General features: G+C 62.4%; 16 protein-coding genes. 6 read left to right on the top strand and 10 right to left on the bottom strand.

Going from position 1 to position 16944, the window contains the following annotated elements; translation table 11 throughout:
• Positions 1 to 70 precede the first annotated feature (70 nt).
• Positions 71 to 763, top strand: a complete 693-nt coding sequence (locus tag NKH42_RS21540; protein ID WP_352974413.1) for a DpnI domain-containing protein — start codon at positions 71 to 73, stop codon at positions 761 to 763.
• Positions 764 to 1104: 341 nt separating this feature from the next.
• On the opposite strand, the gene ettA is transcribed toward NKH42_RS21540, so the two are convergent.
• Positions 1105 to 2754, bottom strand: coding sequence for an energy-dependent translational throttle protein EttA (gene ettA / locus NKH42_RS21535; RefSeq protein WP_352505574.1), 1650 nt, complete (start codon positions 2752 to 2754; stop codon positions 1105 to 1107).
• 241 nt (positions 2755 to 2995) lie between these two features.
• Here ettA and NKH42_RS21530 point away from each other — a divergent pair, with 241 nt between their 5' ends.
• Positions 2996 to 4291 carry a GGDEF domain-containing protein gene (locus NKH42_RS21530; RefSeq protein ID WP_352505573.1) on the top strand — a complete coding sequence of 432 codons (1296 nt, stop codon included), beginning with the start codon at positions 2996 to 2998 and terminating at the stop codon, positions 4289 to 4291.
• Positions 4292 to 4318: 27 nt separating this feature from the next.
• Here NKH42_RS21530 and NKH42_RS21525 read toward each other — a convergent pair whose 3' ends face one another.
• The 4 genes from NKH42_RS21525 to NKH42_RS21510 all read right to left on the bottom strand — a co-directional run bounded on the left by NKH42_RS21525 (position 4319) and on the right by NKH42_RS21510 (position 7372).
• The gene (locus tag NKH42_RS21525) at positions 4319 to 4933 is read right to left on the bottom strand and encodes a hypothetical protein (protein WP_352505572.1); all 615 of its coding nucleotides are present in this window, start codon (positions 4931 to 4933) and stop codon (positions 4319 to 4321) included.
• 74 nt (positions 4934 to 5007) lie between these two features.
• A complete protein-coding gene (locus NKH42_RS21520; RefSeq protein WP_352974411.1) occupies positions 5008 to 6021 on the bottom strand; it encodes a ribonuclease T2 family protein in 1014 nt (337 codons plus the stop codon).
• Positions 6022 to 6140: 119 nt separating this feature from the next.
• A complete protein-coding gene (locus NKH42_RS21515; protein WP_352505570.1) occupies positions 6141 to 6590 on the bottom strand; it encodes a MarR family winged helix-turn-helix transcriptional regulator in 450 nt (149 codons plus the stop codon).
• Complete coding sequence (locus NKH42_RS21510) at positions 6587 to 7372, bottom strand: alpha/beta fold hydrolase (RefSeq protein ID WP_352505569.1); 786 nt, start codon at positions 7370 to 7372, stop codon at positions 6587 to 6589. Before NKH42_RS21510 ends, NKH42_RS21515 begins: the two co-directional genes overlap by 4 nt.
• A gap of 265 nt (positions 7373 to 7637) precedes the next feature.
• Between NKH42_RS21510 and NKH42_RS21505 the strand changes: the two genes are divergently transcribed.
• From NKH42_RS21505 to NKH42_RS21495, 3 genes are all read left to right on the top strand, one after another.
• Positions 7638 to 8573, top strand: a complete 936-nt coding sequence (locus tag NKH42_RS21505) for an alpha/beta fold hydrolase (protein ID WP_352505568.1) — start codon at positions 7638 to 7640, stop codon at positions 8571 to 8573.
• A gap of 78 nt (positions 8574 to 8651) precedes the next feature.
• A complete protein-coding gene (locus NKH42_RS21500) occupies positions 8652 to 9827 on the top strand; it encodes a CaiB/BaiF CoA transferase family protein (RefSeq protein ID WP_352505567.1) in 1176 nt (391 codons plus the stop codon).
• Complete coding sequence (locus NKH42_RS21495) at positions 9824 to 11473, top strand: thiamine pyrophosphate-binding protein (RefSeq protein ID WP_352505566.1); 1650 nt, start codon at positions 9824 to 9826, stop codon at positions 11471 to 11473. The genes NKH42_RS21500 and NKH42_RS21495 overlap by 4 nt, the downstream gene beginning before the upstream one ends.
• 67 nt (positions 11474 to 11540) lie before the next feature.
• Here NKH42_RS21495 and NKH42_RS21490 read toward each other — a convergent pair whose 3' ends face one another.
• From NKH42_RS21490 to NKH42_RS21470, 5 genes are all read right to left on the bottom strand, one after another.
• On the bottom strand, positions 11541 to 11993 hold the full coding sequence (locus NKH42_RS21490; protein ID WP_254819028.1) for a CHRD domain-containing protein: 453 nt from the start codon (positions 11991 to 11993) through the stop codon (positions 11541 to 11543).
• Positions 11994 to 12140: 147 nt separating this feature from the next.
• Positions 12141 to 13112 carry an ABC transporter substrate-binding protein gene (locus NKH42_RS21485; RefSeq protein WP_254819029.1) on the bottom strand — a complete coding sequence of 324 codons (972 nt, stop codon included), beginning with the start codon at positions 13110 to 13112 and terminating at the stop codon, positions 12141 to 12143.
• A gap of 40 nt (positions 13113 to 13152) precedes the next feature.
• Positions 13153 to 14289: an ABC transporter permease gene (locus tag NKH42_RS21480; protein WP_352505564.1), complete on the bottom strand. Its 1137-nt coding sequence runs from the start codon at positions 14287 to 14289 to the stop codon at positions 13153 to 13155.
• Positions 14286 to 15164 (bottom strand): ABC transporter permease, encoded by an 879-nt coding sequence (locus tag NKH42_RS21475; RefSeq protein ID WP_254819031.1) that lies wholly within the window; start codon positions 15162 to 15164, stop codon positions 14286 to 14288. Before NKH42_RS21475 ends, NKH42_RS21480 begins: the two co-directional genes overlap by 4 nt.
• Positions 15165 to 15568: 404 nt before the next feature.
• Positions 15569 to 16360, bottom strand: coding sequence for an ABC transporter ATP-binding protein (locus tag NKH42_RS21470; protein ID WP_352974409.1), 792 nt, complete (start codon positions 16358 to 16360; stop codon positions 15569 to 15571).
• A gap of 161 nt (positions 16361 to 16521) precedes the next feature.
• Between NKH42_RS21470 and NKH42_RS21465 the strand changes: the two genes are divergently transcribed.
• Entirely contained in the window at positions 16522 to 16926 is a 405-nt protein-coding gene (locus tag NKH42_RS21465; protein ID WP_352505563.1) for a cupin domain-containing protein, read from the top strand.
• The last annotated feature ends 18 nt before the right edge of the window (positions 16927 to 16944 follow it).

Here is a 16944-nt window from a genome sequence, read left to right as displayed (position 1 = left end):
AGCGCCCGTCGCTTCACCCGCCCAGCAGGGCACAACCCACGCCGGAAACGAACTCAAAACTGGATAGAAACTGGGGGCAACGTCAGCTGTACTGCCCCAACTGCGGGAATTCGCGCCTGACGCAGTTTCCGGCAAATCTCCCTGTGCCGATTTTTACTGCGATAAGTGCGATGATCAATACGAACTAAAAAGCGCAAAGAAACCGTTCGGCAGAAAACTCGCCAATGGTGCGTATAGCAGAAAAATCGAGCGGCTGAATTCGTCAACGAACCCCAACTTTTTTCTACTCAAATACGATTTTAACCAGCGACTGGTGGAGTCCGTCTGCGTTATCCCAAAACATTTTTTCACGCCAGCAATCGTAGAACGCAGGACGCCGCTCTCCCAAGCAGCACGCCGCGCCGGCTGGATTGGTTCGAATATCCTTCTTAGCCGGGTCCCTGAAGCGGGAAGAATCCACCTTGTCAGAAACGGTGTGATCACCTCGAAAGAAGAGGTTTTGGCAGCTTGGAAGCGAACTGTGTTCCTACGCGATGCGCCCCATGACACCAGGGGATGGCTCGTTGAGGTCATGCGATGTATCGAGTCGATCGGCACAGACGAATTTGACATCGACCAGGCCTACGCATTTGAGCCACAGTTGGCTCTCCTTTACCCGAACAACCAGAATATTAGACCTAAAATCCGTCAACAACTTCAGTTTCTTCGCGACAAGGGATATCTTAGGTTCCTGTCCCGTGGTCGATATCAGGTAGCGCGATAACGCAGGTGATCTACGTCAGATCGTTTTTGGTCAGGTCTAACAATGGCTTGGTATCTCAACAACTACAGATGTTATAAATGTCACAGGTATTGGGCTACTGATTGGTCCTGCGCCTGTGACGACGAGTGTCCATATTGCCAAGCGCGCAATGCGACAGCCATCGATAGCGTCGATCTGACCAACATTGTGGTTCAAGAGAACGACGCGTTTATAGTCCTTAACTCGCCACCGACGGCAGAACACCACCCCGACTACCGGGAAGTTGCGCGGTTCTCTTCAGCCAAACTCGCCGAGGACTTCATAGAGACACTCGACAGAGAATTCTAAACGAGGCGCACGGACTATCTTGTCAGCCGCTTATACGTCATGCGGTGCGGGTTGACGGCTTCCGGCCCGAGTCTACGGATCTTGTCCTGCTCGTAATCCTCGAAATTGCCTTCGAACCATTCGACATGGCTGTCGCCCTCGAAGGCGAGGATGTGCGTTGCCAGGCGGTCGAGGAACATGCGGTCGTGCGAGATGATGACGGCGCAGCCGGCGAAGTTTTCTAGCGCGTCTTCGAGTGCGGCCAGCGTTTCGGTATCGAGATCGTTGGTCGGTTCGTCGAGCAGCAGCACATTGCCGCCGGTCTTCAGCATCTTGGCCAGATGCACGCGGTTGCGCTGGCCGCCGGACAGGTTGCCCACCTTCTGCTGCTGATCGCCGCCGCGAAAGTTGAACGACGCACAATAGGCGCGCGTGTTGGCCTCGAACTTGCCGAGCTTGACCACTTCGGCGCCGCCCGAGATTTCTTCCCAGACGGTCTTGGTCGGGTCGAGCGCGTCGCGGCTCTGGTCGACATAACCGAGCTTGACCGTCTCGCCGACGCGAATGGTGCCGGCGTCCGGCTTTTCCTGGCCGGTGATCATGCGGAACAGCGTCGTCTTGCCGGCGCCGTTCGGGCCGATGACGCCGACGATGCCGCCCGGCGGCAGCTTGAATTCGAGGTCTTCGATCAAAAGCGTGTCGCCAAAGCCCTTCGACAGGCCCTCGACCTCGATCACTACATTGCCGAGCCGCTCGCCATGCGGAATGACGATCTGCGTGTCGCTCGGACGCCGCTTGTCGGCTGCATCCAGCAGATCCTGGAAGGCCTGGATACGGGCCTTCGACTTGGTCTGCCGGGCTTTCGGGCTGGACTGTATCCACTCGCGCTCGCGGCCGATCGCCCGCTGGCGGGCATCGTCCTCGCGGCCTTCCTGCTTGAGCCGCTTGGCCTTGGCTTCGAGATATTTGGTGTAGTTGCCTTCGTACGGGATACCGCGGCCGCGATCGAGCTCGAGGATCCAGCCGGTGACATTGTCGAGGAAGTAGCGGTCGTGGGTGATGATCATCACCGCGCCTGGATAGGCACGCAGATGCTTTTCCAGCCACGCCGTCGTCTCGGCGTCGAGATGGTTGGTCGGCTCGTCGAGCAGCAGCAAATCGGGCTGGCGCAGCAAGAGCTGGCAGAGCGCGACACGGCGGCGCTCGCCGCCCGACAGCTTGGTGACATCGGCCTCCTTGGGCGGACAGCCGAGCGCTTCCATCGCCATCTCGACCTGCTGTTCGAGATCCCAGAGGTTGAGCCGGTCCATCTCGTCCTGCAGCTTGGCCGACTCGTCCGCCGTCTCGTCGGAATAGTTCATCATCAATTCGTTGTAGCGCTCGATGATGGCGGTCTTGGCCGCGACGCCTTCCATGACGTTTTCGAACACGTTCTTGTTCGGATCGAGCGCCGGCTCCTGCGCCAGGTAACCGACGGTAGCACCCTCGGCCAGCCAGGCCTCGCCGCTCCACTCCTTGTCGATGCCGGCCATGATCTTGAGGATCGTCGACTTGCCGGCGCCGTTGGGGCCGAGGATGCCGATCTTGGCGTCCGGGTAGAAGGACAGATGGATGTTCTCGAGCACCTTCTTGGTGCCGTAGGCCTTGTTGAGGCCGGCCATGTGATAGATGAACTGGCGTGCCACGCGCGCTTTCCCTGAAAAGTCGACTGATGTCGGATTGAATGGAAGTTGGGGGCTATGTAAGCGATGCGGCCCCGAACGGCAAACAGTTTTGGCCCCAAGCGGATTTGGTCGCACCCACAAACGCTTAGCCGCTTCATTTCGTGCCGGCACCCAGGCGAAAGCTCCGGTTAACCATTCCGCGTCAAACAATGTTGGATAGGAAATCGCTGGCAGCCGCGATTTCGGGGAGAGAGATCGGGCCGTGTTGAACAGTTTCCTGCTTTTTGCCGAAGCGGTTCTCTATTTCGGCATCATGGTCACGCTTTTCCGGTTCAGGGGCCGCATCGGCCTCGGCGTCTTTGTTTGCGCCCTTGGCGTCATGCATTTCCTGGAAACCTATCTCGCCAGCGTCTTCTACGTCGCGCTGCCGTTCGGCATGGTATCGCCGGGCTCGGCTGTGCTGTTTTCCGGCAAGCTGGTCATGCTTCTGTTGCTCTACATCAAGGAGGACGCGGCGACCGTCCGCCAGCCGATCTACGGCCTGCTGCTCGGCAATGGCCTGATGATCGGGCTCGTGCTGATCCTGCGCCTGCACGACATCGCACCGCTGCCCGACGGCAAGCTTCCCGACATCGGCTTCATCGACGAGATGGGCTGGCTGATGGTGTGGGGCACGACGCTGCTGTTCGTCGACGCCATCCTGATCATCCTGCTCTATGAAAAGCTCGGCAAATATCTGCGCAAGGCGCTTTTCACCCGCATCCTGGTCTCCGTTGCGTGCGTGCTCACCTTCGACCAGGCAGGTTTTTTCACGGCGCTGCATTTCGTCACCGGTGCGCCGGTCGCCGTGTTTTTCGGCGGCTGGTTCGCCAAGATGGCAGCGGCCTTGGTCTACAGCACCATGCTGGTCGCCTATATCAGGTGGTTCGAGGCGCGGCAGGTGCCGGCGCCGCGCGGGCTTTCCGACATTTTCGACACGCTGACCTATCGCGAGCGCTATGAGGCGCTGGTCGAGCATGTCGGTCGCGACGGCCTCACCGGCCTGCTCCACAGGGGGCGCTTCGACAGCGACGGCGAGGCCGCCGTGGCCACCAGCCTGCGGACCGCCAGGCCGCTCAGCCTGCTGATCATCGATGTCGACCACTTCAAATCGATCAACGACCGCTTCGGCCACGCCGAGGGCGACAGGGTGCTGAAAGCCCTGGCAATTTTGCTTGGCGAACTTGTCGGGACCGACGATCAATTGTTCAGGATCGGCGGCGAGGAATTCGCCATCCTCGGCTGGCGTCCGCAGCCGCTCGCCAGACTGCTGGGCGAGACCGTCAGGCAAGCGGTCAAGACGTCCGCGAGCACCAGCCGGTTCGACATTACCGTCAGCGCCGGCATCTCGACGGTCAGCGAGACGACCCGTTGCCTTGCCGATCTCTTCGCGCTGGCCGACCAGCGTCTCTACAAGGCCAAATCCACGGGACGCGATCGCGTTGTCGGCGAACCGGGCGGCAACGAAGCAGACGGGCGCAACACATGGACCAGGCCGGAGCGCAGCGCCGGCGCGTAACGCTACCCTGGCCTGCGATTGGCTCAATCAGGGTTGTTTGCGCCGCTGCCATGCGCCGATCGCAACCGAAACCGCCATCAGCGCGATCGCCAGCCATTTCAACGCGGTAATAATCGGGCCGGCTTCGATGTCGTAGGCAATGAACAGAAGAATGCCCGGTACCAGCAGGCCGCAGAGCACGAGCGTGATCCGGTTGATCTGCCATGACACTTTTGCCGCAAGCGCCTGATCGCCGGGCACGGCGACAAGTGCGGCCCGCATTGCCTTCGGCGCCACCAGCGCGGTCGAAAGACGCAGCGAGATAGGCAGGCCGATGCCGATGATCAGCAAGGCGCATGCCGCCAGGAGCAGCGAAAACTTGAGCGCATTGGTTTCGGCCGGTAGCGGGAACAGCAGCGCCGCCAGCGGCAGGAAGATACAGAATATCCCGAACGCGGCGATGGCGATGAAGATCGCCGCGTTGACCAGCGTGAACAATTGGTACGTGCCGCCGTCGACGGGTTTGGCGAGCGTGGCCATGCGCGCCCACTCCACTTCGGTGTAGGAAAAGCCCGGCCACTCCATATGGCCGTCGCGGGTCGCCGTCATGCCCTTGGCCCAGAACGCCAACCGCGCCAGCGCGCCGCTCGTCACGCCACTCATCGCCACCCCCTGCGAATGATACCCCCCGGGATCATACCATCCCCGGTGCAAAGCGACAGTCGCGTACGGCCTGTTTACTGGAACCCGACGGCATCGACCGCGCCCTTCGGGCAGCCGGCCTTGGCTGTAGGCGCCGAGGCAAGCAGCAGGGCACCGAGCGAAGCGTTGGAAGCGATCGGGCCGGTCAGGCCGAGCGTCAGCTCGCCGATCAGCCGCCTGCCGTTCGAGGGATCGACCACGCAGGAAACGCGGACCCGGTCGCCCGCGCCTTTGCGGAAGGTAACGTCGAAGGTGCTGCGGATCTGATCGGATGTCAGTTGCTTGCCGATGTTCTTGATGAAGAGATCGCGCACCGGCGAAGCGTTCACCGCGCGCATCAGGTTCAAGGCGTCGGAGAAATACTCCTGCTGGCTCTTGCCGTAGCAGGTGCCGTGCTTGATCCACTCGTGCCTTTCGAGTGCGGACGCGGTGCCGGGCATCACCTGGTCGAGTTCCGATCGCGTTTTCGGGTCGAGGGTGACCGGCGGCAAATCCCGCCAGTGTGCCGGATCGTCGTTCGCCTTGTCGCTTGCCGCGACCTGGCAATAGAAATTTCCGTTCGGCTGCGGCCACAATCCATGCAAGGTGAAGTGGGTCGCATCGAAACCGGCGGCGGTCTGCGCCCGGCATTCGGTCTTGCTGGATTTGGTCTCGCAGAAAGCCGGCTGCCAGCTCAGCGCGAAGACATATTCCGGCTTTCCGGACGCCGATGGCTTGTTCGGCTCGGCAGGCGCCGGTGCAGCCGGCATCGTCGACGCGCTGTCGCCCGAAACATGACCGCAGCTGATCTTGACCCAGCGGCGCTCCGGATCGGCGCCCGGCACGCGAATGAGATAGTGCGTGGGCGCGTCCTTGTTGCCGGCCAGCAGATCATAACTCTGACCAGCCGCGGTCGAGACATTGCCGGGATTCTTGGCGCTCTTGATCGCCTGCGTTGCCGGACAGGCGGCATCGGCGACGAAAGAGCCGGTCATCTTCACATCGGCCCGCGCCGCGCTTGCGCCAGCAAACGCAAGAAACACCGTCCCCCATATCGCCCAAATCCGCATTCCGGCACTCCTCGTGATTCACGCCGCAAGCTAGAAACTTGCGACATGTCAGAATTACGATTTCTTTCGCCGGCCGTAAAAACAATCGCCAGCGCATTGAGAGGCTCCCGCGTGGTCGATCAGGATCCGCCCGCCTCCACCCGTTCCGTCAGGGTGCGCAGCAGATCAAGCGAGGCTTTCAGCGCGTCGGCGTCCATACCCTCCGAAATGCGGTTCGCCCAAACATGCTGGCGTGTGCCGATATTCTTGACCGCTGCCCGGCCGGCATCGGTTATCGACAACAGCTTGGCGCGGCGATGCGCCGGGTTGTCGGCGTAGACGGCAAGCCCCTCCGCAGCCAGTATGTCGGCCAGCCGCTGTACACTCTGACGGGCGAGACCCATGTCGCGGGCGATGTCGGCCACAGATTTCGGCTCCTTCAAAACTGCACCCAAAACCTGCCAGCGCGCTGCCGTCAGCCCGGTTGGAGCGGCCAGCCGGTCGGCCGCGTCCAGAAGACTGCCGTTCATCCTGAACACGGCAAGCACCAGTTCGGTGAGCACATTTGCCGCTTCGGTCCTGGTCGTCATTTCTGGCCGGCCTCGATGGTCGCGACGAAATTATTAACGGCTTCGGCTACGACCTCGGGCTTGTCAAGCATCACCCAATGGCCGCTGCCCGCCACGATCTGGCGCGGAATGTCCGTGCGCAGCCGGTGGAGCGCGGCTGGAGTGTCACTGGCCTCGGTAGCCAAAACGAACATAGGCCCGCGATACGCATCGAGTGCCGGCTCCGGGTTCCATTCGGCCAGCGCCTTGCCGACACCTGCCCTCGCCGCCGGATCGACCACTGCCGCATCGGCCAGAACACGCTGGCGAACAGCCGCGTTAGGGCCGGCAATCGACGTGTAATAGGCGTTCAGGACATCACGGCCTTGCGGACCGGCCAGATCGCGGACAAAGCCGTCACGAATCGCCTGCGGCAGCGCACGAGGATCGGTCGCCGGGTCGACGAGCAAGACACCGGCGACCCGGTCGGCATGGCTGGCGGCATAAGCGAGCGCCACGCCACCGCCGCCGCTGTGCGCGACAATGAGAAACCGCTTCAGGCCAAACGCGTCGGCCACGGCACCGACATCCATTGCACGACCGTCATAACCGTAGTCACCGTCCTGCGCCGGCGCGGAGGCGCCATGACCGCGAAAATCGAAGGCTACCGCCTCGCGGCCTTCGACGGAGAGCTGCATCACGCGGTCCCAGTGGGAAGCGCGGCTGCAATCTCCATGCAGGAACATGATCGGCAGGCCATTGCCGGCCTTGATCCTGTAAGTGGCAAGCTGGCCTTGCGGGCCTGGAACAGTGGACGTCATCATGGTCATCTCCCTGGTTTCCTGACTGAAAGCAGCAATCCCTGACAACAGGGTGGCCGTCGTGAAGGCGAAGCCCGCCAGCAAGATTGCACGCCGCGAAATGGCCCCGGTGGTTTTCACAGTCATACCGCCAATCTGCCGCTGACCATTTGACAGTATGCTGTCATGCAATCACATTGACAGCATGCTGTCAATTACGTCGAATGGGCACCTACGTCCCTTGACGTCGATCGCTGCGTCGCCCAACAGTCGCCGACGGGAGCGAGACATGCCATTTGACAAGCAGAGGATGCTGGCATCGCCGACGGGCGCCGAGCTCAACCTTTATGTGAAACACGCCAGCGGCCAACCGCACGCCATTGTCCAGATCAATCACGGGCTGGCCGAGCACGCGGCGCGCTATGCCCGCTTCGCCGATTTCCTCGGCGAGCGCGGCTACCAGGTCTACGCGCACGACCACCGTGGCCACGGCGCCACCAAGGCGCCCGATGCGCCACCGGGCAGGTTCGCCGATGCGGATGGCGGTGCCAAGGTCATCGCCGATGTCGCCGCCGTCCATGATCTCATCGCCAGGGAACAACCTGGCCTGCCGGTCATCGTCTTCGGTCACTCCTTGGGCGCGTCGGTCGCGCTGAACTTTGTCCTCCGCCACTCGCCACGCATCCATGCCGCCGCGATCTGGAACGGCAATTTCTCGGCCGGACTGCTCGGCCAAATCGCGCTGGGCGTGCTTGCCTGGGAAAGGTTCCGGCTTGGCTCAGACGTCCCGTCGCGCATGCTGCCCCGGCTGACGTTCCGGGCCTGGGGCAAGGCAGTGCCCGATCGCCGGACGCCATTCGACTGGCTGTCGCGCGATGCCGCCGAAGTCGAGAAATACATCGCCGACCCGCTCTGCGGCTGGGACGCATCGGTGTCGATGTGGCAGGACATCGTCAAGATGACGCTGCATTGCGGCAGCGACCGCAATTTTTCCGGCGTGCGGCGCGACCTGTTCGTCAATCTGGTCGGAGGCGAGCAAGATCGGGCCTCGGACAGCGGCAAGGCGGTCAGCCATCTTGCCGGCCGGATGCACATGATGGGTTTTTCGAATCTCGTTTCAAAGGTTTACGCCAAAACTCGCCATGAAAGCCTGAACGAGATCAACCGAGACGTCATCATGGAGGATTTTGCCGCCTGGGCCGACCGCGTGCTGAGGGCACAGTGATACTGGCCCATTGCAAGGGCCGTGACAGCGGCGCGCGGGATTGATAGAGGCTGCGCTTTCGACCAACCATGGTGATCCATGACTGAGCCGCCGCTCAAAGGCATCCGCGTCATCGAACTCGCACGCATCCTTGCCGGGCCATGGGCCGGGCAGCTGCTTGCCGACCTCGGCGCCGACGTGATCAAGGTCGAGAGCCCGGACGGCGGCGACGACACCCGCAAATGGGGACCGCCCTTCGTCATCGGCCATGACGGCGAGAACCTTTCAGCCGCTTATTACCATTCCTGCAACCGCGGCAAGCGCTCCATCGCTATTGACTTCTCGACGCCCGAGGGTGCCGAGACGGTGCGCCGGCTGGTCGCGACATCGGATGTGCTGATCGAAAACTTCAAGGTCGGCGGACTGAAGAAATACGGCCTCGATTATGACAGCCTGAGGAAAATCAACCCACGGCTGATCTATTGCTCGATCACCGGTTTTGGCCAGTCGGGGCCGTACGCGCCGCGCGCCGGCTATGATTTCATCATCCAGGGCATGGCCGGCATGATGTCGATCACCGGCGAAGCCGGGCGCGAACCGCAAAAGGCGGGCGTCGCTATATCGGATGTTTTCACCGGGCTTTATTCGGTCATCGCCATCCAGGCGGCGCTTCGCCATGCCGAGAAGACGGGCGAAGGCCAGCATATCGACATGGCGCTCTACGACACCCAGATCTCGACGCTCGGCAACCAGAACCTCAACTACCTCGTCTCCGGACAGTCGCCGGTGCAGATGGGCAATGCGCATATGAACATCGCGCCCTACGAAGTGGTGCCGGTGAAAAATGGCCACATCATCCTGGCGGTCGGCAATGACGGCCAGTTCGCAAAGTTCTGCGCTGCCGTCGGCCTCGACGAGCTGGCGTCGAATCCTGACTTCGCCACCAATCCCGCCCGCGTCGCCAACCGGGCAAAGCTGCGCGAGCACATGATAGAGGCGCTGAAGGCCTTCGATCGCGATCCGCTGCTGGCCAGGCTCGAAGCCGCTGGGGTTCCTGCCAGCCCGATCAATAACATCGGCCAGATGTTTGCCGACCCGCAGACCATAGCGCGCGGCATGCGGCTCGACCTCGATGACGGCCATGGCAATCTCTTGCCCTCGGTGCGGGCGCCGATGGTCATGTCCGGCACGCCGCTGGTCTATGAACGTCCGTCACCGCGTCTCGGCGAACACACCGAAGAAATCCTTGCCGAACTGGAGAGGTCAGGAAAATGAAGACCGGCGGACAACTCATCGTCGATGCGCTCGAAGCCAACGGAACGGACCGTATCTATTGCGTGCCCGGCGAATCCTATCTGGCGGTGCTCGACGCGCTGCACGACTCGCCGATCCGCACCATCGTCTGCCGCCAGGAGGGCGGTGCCGCGATGATGGCCGACTGCCACGGCCGCCTGACCGGCAAGCCCGGCATCTGCTTCGTCACCCGCGGCCCAGGCGCCACCAATGCCTCGGCCGGCATCCACATCGCGATGCAGGATTCGGTCCCCCTGATCCTGTTCATTGGCCAGGTCGCCAGCCACGCCAAGGGGCGCGAGGCTTTTCAGGAAGTCGACTACGTCAGGTTCTTCGGTGATATCGCCAAATGGGTGGTCGAGATCGACGACGCCGCACGCATCCCCGAATTTGTCACGCGGGCCTTTTCGGTGGCGACCTCCGGCCGGCCCGGCCCGGTCGTCATCTCGCTGCCCGAGGACATGCTGACCAGCCTCGCCGAGGCACCGCAAGCCCGGCATTACACCCCTGTCGAGACGCGGCCCGGCGAAGTCGAGCTCGACGCGCTGGAAGTGTTGCTCAACAAGGCAAAGCAGCCCTTCGTCATCCTTGGCGGTACGCGCTGGGATGCGCAGGCTGTTGCCCAGATGCGGACGATAGCCGAAGCCTGGTCGCTGCCGGTTGGCTGCTCCTTCCGCCGCCAGATGCTGTTCGACCATCTCCACCCGAATTATGCCGGCGATGTCGGCATCGGCATCAACCCCAAGGTAGCAACCGCCATCAAGCAGGCCGACCTCGTGCTGCTCATCGGCGGCCGTATGGGCGAGATGCCGTCATCCGACTACACGCTGCTGAAGAGCCCCTACCCCGACCAGACGCTGGTCCATGTCCATGCCGACGCGGGCGAGCTCGGCCGCGTCTACCGGCCGGCGCTGGCGATCAATGCCTCGCCTGCTGCTTTCGTCGAAGCCTTTGCCCGACGCAAGCCGGCTGCAACGCCGGTGTGGGCGGCTGAGGCAGCGAAGCTGCATTCCGCCTATCTCGACTGGTCGACGCCTCCGGAGAGCGGCCCCGGCGCCGTCCAGATGGGGCCGATCATGAATTATCTCGAAACGATACTGCCGGACGACGCCATCCTCACCAACGGCGCCGGCAACTACGCCACCTGGGTGCATCGTTACCATCGCTTCCGGCGTTTCGGCACGCAGGCAGCACCCACATCCGGCTCGATGGGCTACGGCACGCCGGCGGCGGTCGCCGCCAAGCAGCTCTATCCCGACCGCGACGTGATCGCCTTCGCCGGCGACGGTTGTTTCCTGATGAACGGCCAGGAATTCGCCACCGCCGTGCAATACGCACTGCCGATCATCGTCGTTGTCGTCAACAACGGCATCTACGGCACGATCCGCATGCACCAGGAGCGCGAATATCCCGGCCGTGTCGTCGCCACGGATTTGAAGAATCCCGACTTCGCGGCGCTCGCGCGTGCCTATGGTGGTCATGGCGAAACAGTCGAGAAGACCGCCGACTTCGCGCCGGCCTTCGAACGCGCCCGCGCCAGCGGCAAACCGTCGATCGTCGAGATCAGGCTCGATCCCGAGGCAATCACGCCGACGCGGACCATGACCCAGATACGGGACAGGGCCTGAGCGCCAACGGGAGGTCGAATCCCTTCCCAAGCTTCAACAGGTTGATCGCAGCGCTATGATCGCTGCGCTACATCGTCGACGGCGCCTTTTCTATCTGCCCGCGGATCTCGCCATCCGCGTGGGCCGCGGTGTGGATGTTGACGTAGTACTTGCCCGCCTCCAAATCGGTCGCCTGGGCATCGGTCAACGTCGCCGAGCCCTTGATCGGGCTCCTCAGCTTGCCTTCGAACGGTATCACCGGGTCGGCGTTTTCGCCCTTTGCCGCCGGGCCGTGAATGTGTGCGGCCTTCGCCGGCCCGCTGAGGCCGGAATATCTCACTGTCCAGCTGAGTTTCTTGGTTGTGGTGTTGAACCTGAGCGTGGCGGTGCCCTTGCCCTTCGTTGTGACGGGCGGGCTCTGCTGAGCACCATCGAGCGTCGCAGTCATCTTTATGGTTTCGGCCAGGGCCGGTGAAGCAGAGAAGATGGCTGCAGAAATGGCCAGCGCCGAAAGCATCGGCGTGAAGGACTGGATGCGCATGGAAACCTCCGTTGTGACACCCTTGAGGCGGATGCACCGGCACAACGATTTTGCAAGCGGATGTTTCCGCCGGTAACGTTCATTTTACATCCCACTAAAAAGGGGCGGTCGCCCGCCCCTTTTCCGCTACAAGCCAGTTTGACAGCCCTATTTGATGGCCTTGTCGGTGATCGCCGTCGTGTAGGCGCCGGTAGGCTCCTTGCTGATGATCTTCTGGTCGAGCAGCGCCTTGGCGGTGCGCTCGTAGGTCGCCGGATCGAGCTTGCCATCGGCATTGTCGATCAGCTTGGCGACTTCGCCCATCATGCGTTTCTGGTGATTCTCGTCCTGGCCGCCATTGTCCATGACGATGCCGGCCGCTTCGTCGGAATTGTCGACGGCGTATTTCCAACCCTTCATCGAAGCGCGCACGAAACGCACCATCTTGTCCTCGAAGGCCGGATCCTTGAGCTTGTCCTCCAGGGCATAGAGCCCGTCTTCGAGCAGATCGTTGCCCATGGCGGAATAGTTGAAGACGGTCAGCTCTTCCGGCTTGTAGCCGGCGTCGATGAGCTGCCAGTACTCGTTATAGGTCATCACCGAAATGCAATCCGCCTGCTTCTGGATCAGCGGCTGCACGTCAAAGCTCTGCTTGAGCACGGTGACGCCGTCCGGCCCGCCATCGGTCTTGAGGCCAAGCTTGTTCATCCAAGCATAGAATGGATACTCGTTGCCGAAGAACCAGACGCCGAGCGTGTGGCCCTTGAAGTCGGCTTCTGTCTTGACCGGCCCGTCCTTCGGGCAGACCAGCTCCATACCGGCTTTCTTGAACGGCTGGGCGATGTTGACCAGCGGCACGCCCTTTTCGCGGGCAGCCAGCGCGCCGCCCATCCAGTCGACGATGACGTCGGCGCCGCCGCCGGCGATGACCTGCTCCGGCGCAATATCAGGACCGCCGGGCTTGATCTCGACGTCGAGGCCTTCGGCCTCATAGAAGCCCTTGTCCTTGGCGACATAATAGCCGGCAAACTGGGCCTGCGTGACCCATTTCAGCTGCAGCGTCACCTTGTCCGCGGCCATCGCCTGGAACGCGGCAAGCGACATCGCGCCGGCCAGCATCGAAACAACTAGTCTTTTCATGTTTTTACCCTCTGAAGTTAGCGCCCTAAACCCACCGCCCCTATCCACCACGGACAGAGGGATGCCAAAACGTGATTGCTCTCTCGAAAAAAGCGACCACGCCATAAAAGACCGAACCCGCAAGTGCTGCAACTGCGATTTCGGCCCACACCATGTCGATGTTCATCCGGCCGACTTCCGTCGAAATGCGGAACCCCATGCCGACCACCGGGGTGCCGAAGAACTCGGCGACGATGGCGCCGATCAGCGCCAGCGTCGAATTGATCTTCAACGCATTGAAGATGAAGGGCGCGGCCGCCGGCAGCCGCAGCTTGAACAGCGTCTGCCAATAGCTCGAGGCATAGGTGCGCATCAGGTCGCGCTCCATATGGCCGGAGGCGGCAAGCCCGGCGACGGTGTTCACCAGCATCGGGAAGAAGGTCATGATGATGACCACCGCTGCCTTCGACTGCCAGTCGAAGCCGAACCACATGACCATGATCGGCGCGACGCCGATGATCGGCAGCGCCGATACCATATTGCCGATCGGCAAAAGCCCGCGCCGCAGGAACGGCACGCGGTCGGCGGCGATGGCAACGAGGAAGCCGGCGCTGCTCCCCACCACATAGCCGAAGATGACCGCCTTGAAGATGGTCTGCCTGACATCGGCCCCCAGCACCGGCAGCGAGCCGACGATGCGGGCACCGATGGCGCTTGGCGGCGGCAGCAGGATGAAGGGAATGCCGGCACCACGCGTCACCGCTTCCCAGATGATCAGGATCCAGGCGCCGAAGATGGCCGGAATGATCAAGCGCAGGGCGGTTGACGCCCAGCGCGATATCGGGCGAAACGACGACAAGACCGTGACGCAGCGCCAGGCCAAAAACCACGCGGCGGCGAGCAGCAGATAGAAGGATGCGCGAGCGCTGCCCTCATTGCCGGTTATGCCGGCGAGCAGCATCCACGCCGCGCCATGCGCGCCAAGGAACAGCAACACCACCCCGATCATCGGTGGAAAGTTGTCGGCCTCGATTGCCACGAGCAGCAGAATGAAAATCGAAACCGTAGTCGCCATGCCGTAACCGGGCGTAGCACTGACGAGCGGCAAAACAAGCAGCGCGCCGACAAACAGGACAAGCGCGGCATACCCCTGCCAGGATCGAGGCGTGATTGAGGAAAGGCTCAGGATGGAGCTCATGCCGGCCTCCCGCCCATGGCGCGGTCGACAAGGCGCCCGGCAATGCCGACCAGCATAACCAGCAGCGCCGCCACCACCGACCCGGCAACCAGCGCCGACCAGATGTCGATGGTCTGGCTGTAATAGGCGCCGGCGAGCAGTTTGGCGCCAATGCCGGCGACGGCGCCGGTCGGCAGCTCGCCGACGATGGCGCCGACCAGGCTGGCGGCCACCGCCACCTTCATCGAGGTGAACAGGAACGGCACCGAGGCCGGCACCCGCAATTTCCAGAAGGTCTGCGAAGGACTGGCATTATAGGTGTGCATCAAGTCGAGATGGGTAAGCTCGGGCGAGCGAAGCCCCTTCACCATGCCGACCGCCACCGGGAAGAACGACAGATAGGTCGAGATCAGCGCCTTCGGGATCAGCCCGGTGATGCCGACAGCGGCCAGCACAACGATGATCATCGGTGCCACCGCCAGGATCGGAATGGTCTGCGAGGCGATGATCCACGGCATCAGGCTGCGGTCGAGCGTCGCCACATGCACGATGCCGACGGCGATGACGATGCCGAGCGCCGTGCCGAAGGCAAAGCCGAGCAGCGTCGACGACAGCGTCACCCAGGCATTGTAGACAAGGCTGCGGTTCGAGGTGATGCTGCGCAGAAAGGTGTTTTCGAAAAAATTCACTGCCACCTGATGCGGCGCCGGCAGCGTCGGCTTCGGCTGCGCCAGCGTCTTGCCGATGAATTCCACAATACCCGGTGTCTGATTGGCGCGGCGGTCGAGATCGCGCTGGAACGGCGTGTTGAGGATGACAGCCATGACGTACCAGACGACGACAACGCCCAGAAGGATCGAGGTCACCGGAACGATCTTGTCGCGAAACGAGTCCATTCTAGCAGGCCTCGCCGGGTAAGCGCCCTCCTCTCCCCAACGGGGAGAGGGTGGCTGGAGCGAAGCGGAGGCCGGGTGAGGATGACCTCGCTTTCGTCATCCTAGGGCGCAGCAAGGAGCGAAGCGACGCGGCGCAGACCCTAGGATCCATGCCGTTACCTTCCCGCTCCGAAGCGGTGCTGAAAATAGCTCCCTCTCTGGAAGGAACGGCGCTTGCGGTGGCTTGCCCGGCGCTTATTCTCGACCGCTTGCGCGTTTCGGCCGACGTCACGGCATGGATCCTAGGGTCTGCGCACGCCGCTTCGCGGCGGCTCCGCCCTAGGATGACGAATGCACGGTTAGCGCCTCCCTCGCGAGGGCGATGCACCTCCTGTGTCGAACGCGCAAGCCCGTTCCGCGCCGCCTCAATCATCATAGCTGTGCCCCGCCCTCAGCCCGTCCCGCACCCGCGCGGCGATGGCCAGGAACTCCGGCGTCTCGCGGATATCGAGCGGCCGCTTTTTCGGCAGCGTCGATTCTATGACGTCGCTGACACGCCCCGGGCGCGGCGACATGACGACGATGCGCGTCGACAGATACACCGCCTCGGGGATCGAATGCGTTACGAAGCAGATGGTCTTGTTGGTTCGTTCCCAAAGCTCCAGCAACTGTTCGTTGAAGTGATCGCGCACGATCTCGTCGAGCGCGCCGAACGGCTCGTCCATCAACAAAAGGTCGGCATCGAAGGCGAGCGCCCGCGCGATCGAGGCGCGCTGCTGCATGCCGCCCGAGAGCTGCCAGGGGTATTTCTTCTCGAAGCCGCTGAGGTTGACGAGGTCGAGGGTTCGCTTGATACGCGCCGCCTGCTCCGCCCTAGACAGGCCCATGATCTCGAGCGGCAGCGCCACATTGCGCTCGATCGTGCGCCACGGATAAAGTGCGGCCGCCTGGAAGACATAGCCATAGGCGCGGCTCTGGCGCGCCTGCTCGGGCGTCATGCCGTTGACGGAGATGGCTCCCGATGTCGGCTTCTCCAGATCGGCGATCACGCGCAGCAAGGTCGTCTTGCCGCAACCGGACGGCCCGATGAAGGACACGAATTCGCCCTTGCCGATGGTCAGGTCGACATTCGACAGCGCCTGCACCGGACCATCGTTGGTCTGGAAGGTCAGGCCAAGCTTGCTTGCCGAAACAACGGCTGGCGATACTCCCGTCATCGGCCGTAGCCTGTCGCTTCCGGCCACTGCGGCGCCGGCCGGAATCCCATTGATTTTATCCCGATGTTGCTTTCCACTCGCCCAGTCCTACTCGCCCCAGTTTTACTCGCCTCAGTTCGACGCGCCCTTGTCCCATCACATAGACGCCCGGAGTTGCCCCGATGTCGCCCAAACCGACGTGCCATCTTATCCGCCCTGAAAGCTCTTATGAAGGCAAACAGGGCCTGAGTTATTTCGCCGGCATCGCCGCCGAAACAGTCGGCTCGTCCGGCATCTGCATGCATCTGCTGACCATGCCGCCGGGTGCCCGCGCCAAGGCGCATTTGCACGAAAACCATGAAACCGCGATCTATGTGCTCTCCGGCGAAGTCCATACCTGGTATGGCGACCGGCTTGAACAGCATATCGTGGTCAAGGCCGGCGATCTTTTCTACATTCCGGCCGGCGTGCCGCATCTGCCGGCCAATCTGAGCGACAGCCCCGCCTCGGCGGTCATTGCCCGCACCGATCCCAACGAACAGGAAAGCGTCGTCCTGCTGCCGGAACTGGACGGGTTGGTCGCCTGAAGCCGGCATCGAGGCGGC

Source organism: Mesorhizobium sp. M1142, from assembly GCF_040318565.1.
Classification (GTDB): Bacteria; Pseudomonadota; Alphaproteobacteria; order Rhizobiales; family Rhizobiaceae; genus Mesorhizobium.
The sequence above is the reverse complement of the archived record's forward strand: the minus strand, read 5'-3'. Positions and strand labels throughout refer to the sequence as shown.

Excerpts from the sequence above, each read along its gene's own strand:
- NKH42_RS21490 (WP_254819028.1), bottom strand. The coding sequence starts at position 11,993 with ATGCGCATCCAGTCCTTCACGCCGATGCTTTCGGCGCTGGCCATTTCT.
- NKH42_RS21475 (WP_254819031.1), bottom strand. The coding sequence starts at position 15,164 with ATGGACTCGTTTCGCGACAAGATCGTTCCGGTGACCTCGATCCTTCTG.
- NKH42_RS21500 (WP_352505567.1), top strand. The coding sequence starts at position 8,652 with ATGACTGAGCCGCCGCTCAAAGGCATCCGCGTCATCGAACTCGCACGC.
- NKH42_RS21505 (WP_352505568.1), top strand. The coding sequence starts at position 7,638 with ATGCCATTTGACAAGCAGAGGATGCTGGCATCGCCGACGGGCGCCGAG.
- NKH42_RS21485 (WP_254819029.1), bottom strand. The coding sequence starts at position 13,112 with ATGAAAAGACTAGTTGTTTCGATGCTGGCCGGCGCGATGTCGCTTGCC.
- NKH42_RS21480 (WP_352505564.1), bottom strand. The coding sequence starts at position 14,289 with ATGAGCTCCATCCTGAGCCTTTCCTCAATCACGCCTCGATCCTGGCAG.
- NKH42_RS21520 (WP_352974411.1), bottom strand. The coding sequence starts at position 6,021 with ATGCGGATTTGGGCGATATGGGGGACGGTGTTTCTTGCGTTTGCTGGC.
- NKH42_RS21515 (WP_352505570.1), bottom strand. The coding sequence starts at position 6,590 with ATGACGACCAGGACCGAAGCGGCAAATGTGCTCACCGAACTGGTGCTT.
- NKH42_RS21525 (WP_352505572.1), bottom strand. The coding sequence starts at position 4,933 with ATGAGTGGCGTGACGAGCGGCGCGCTGGCGCGGTTGGCGTTCTGGGCC.
- NKH42_RS21510 (WP_352505569.1), bottom strand. The coding sequence starts at position 7,372 with ATGATGACGTCCACTGTTCCAGGCCCGCAAGGCCAGCTTGCCACTTAC.
- NKH42_RS21495 (WP_352505566.1), top strand. The coding sequence starts at position 9,824 with ATGAAGACCGGCGGACAACTCATCGTCGATGCGCTCGAAGCCAACGGA.
- NKH42_RS21470 (WP_352974409.1), bottom strand. The coding sequence starts at position 16,360 with ATGACGGGAGTATCGCCAGCCGTTGTTTCGGCAAGCAAGCTTGGCCTG.
- NKH42_RS21465 (WP_352505563.1), top strand. The coding sequence starts at position 16,522 with ATGTCGCCCAAACCGACGTGCCATCTTATCCGCCCTGAAAGCTCTTAT.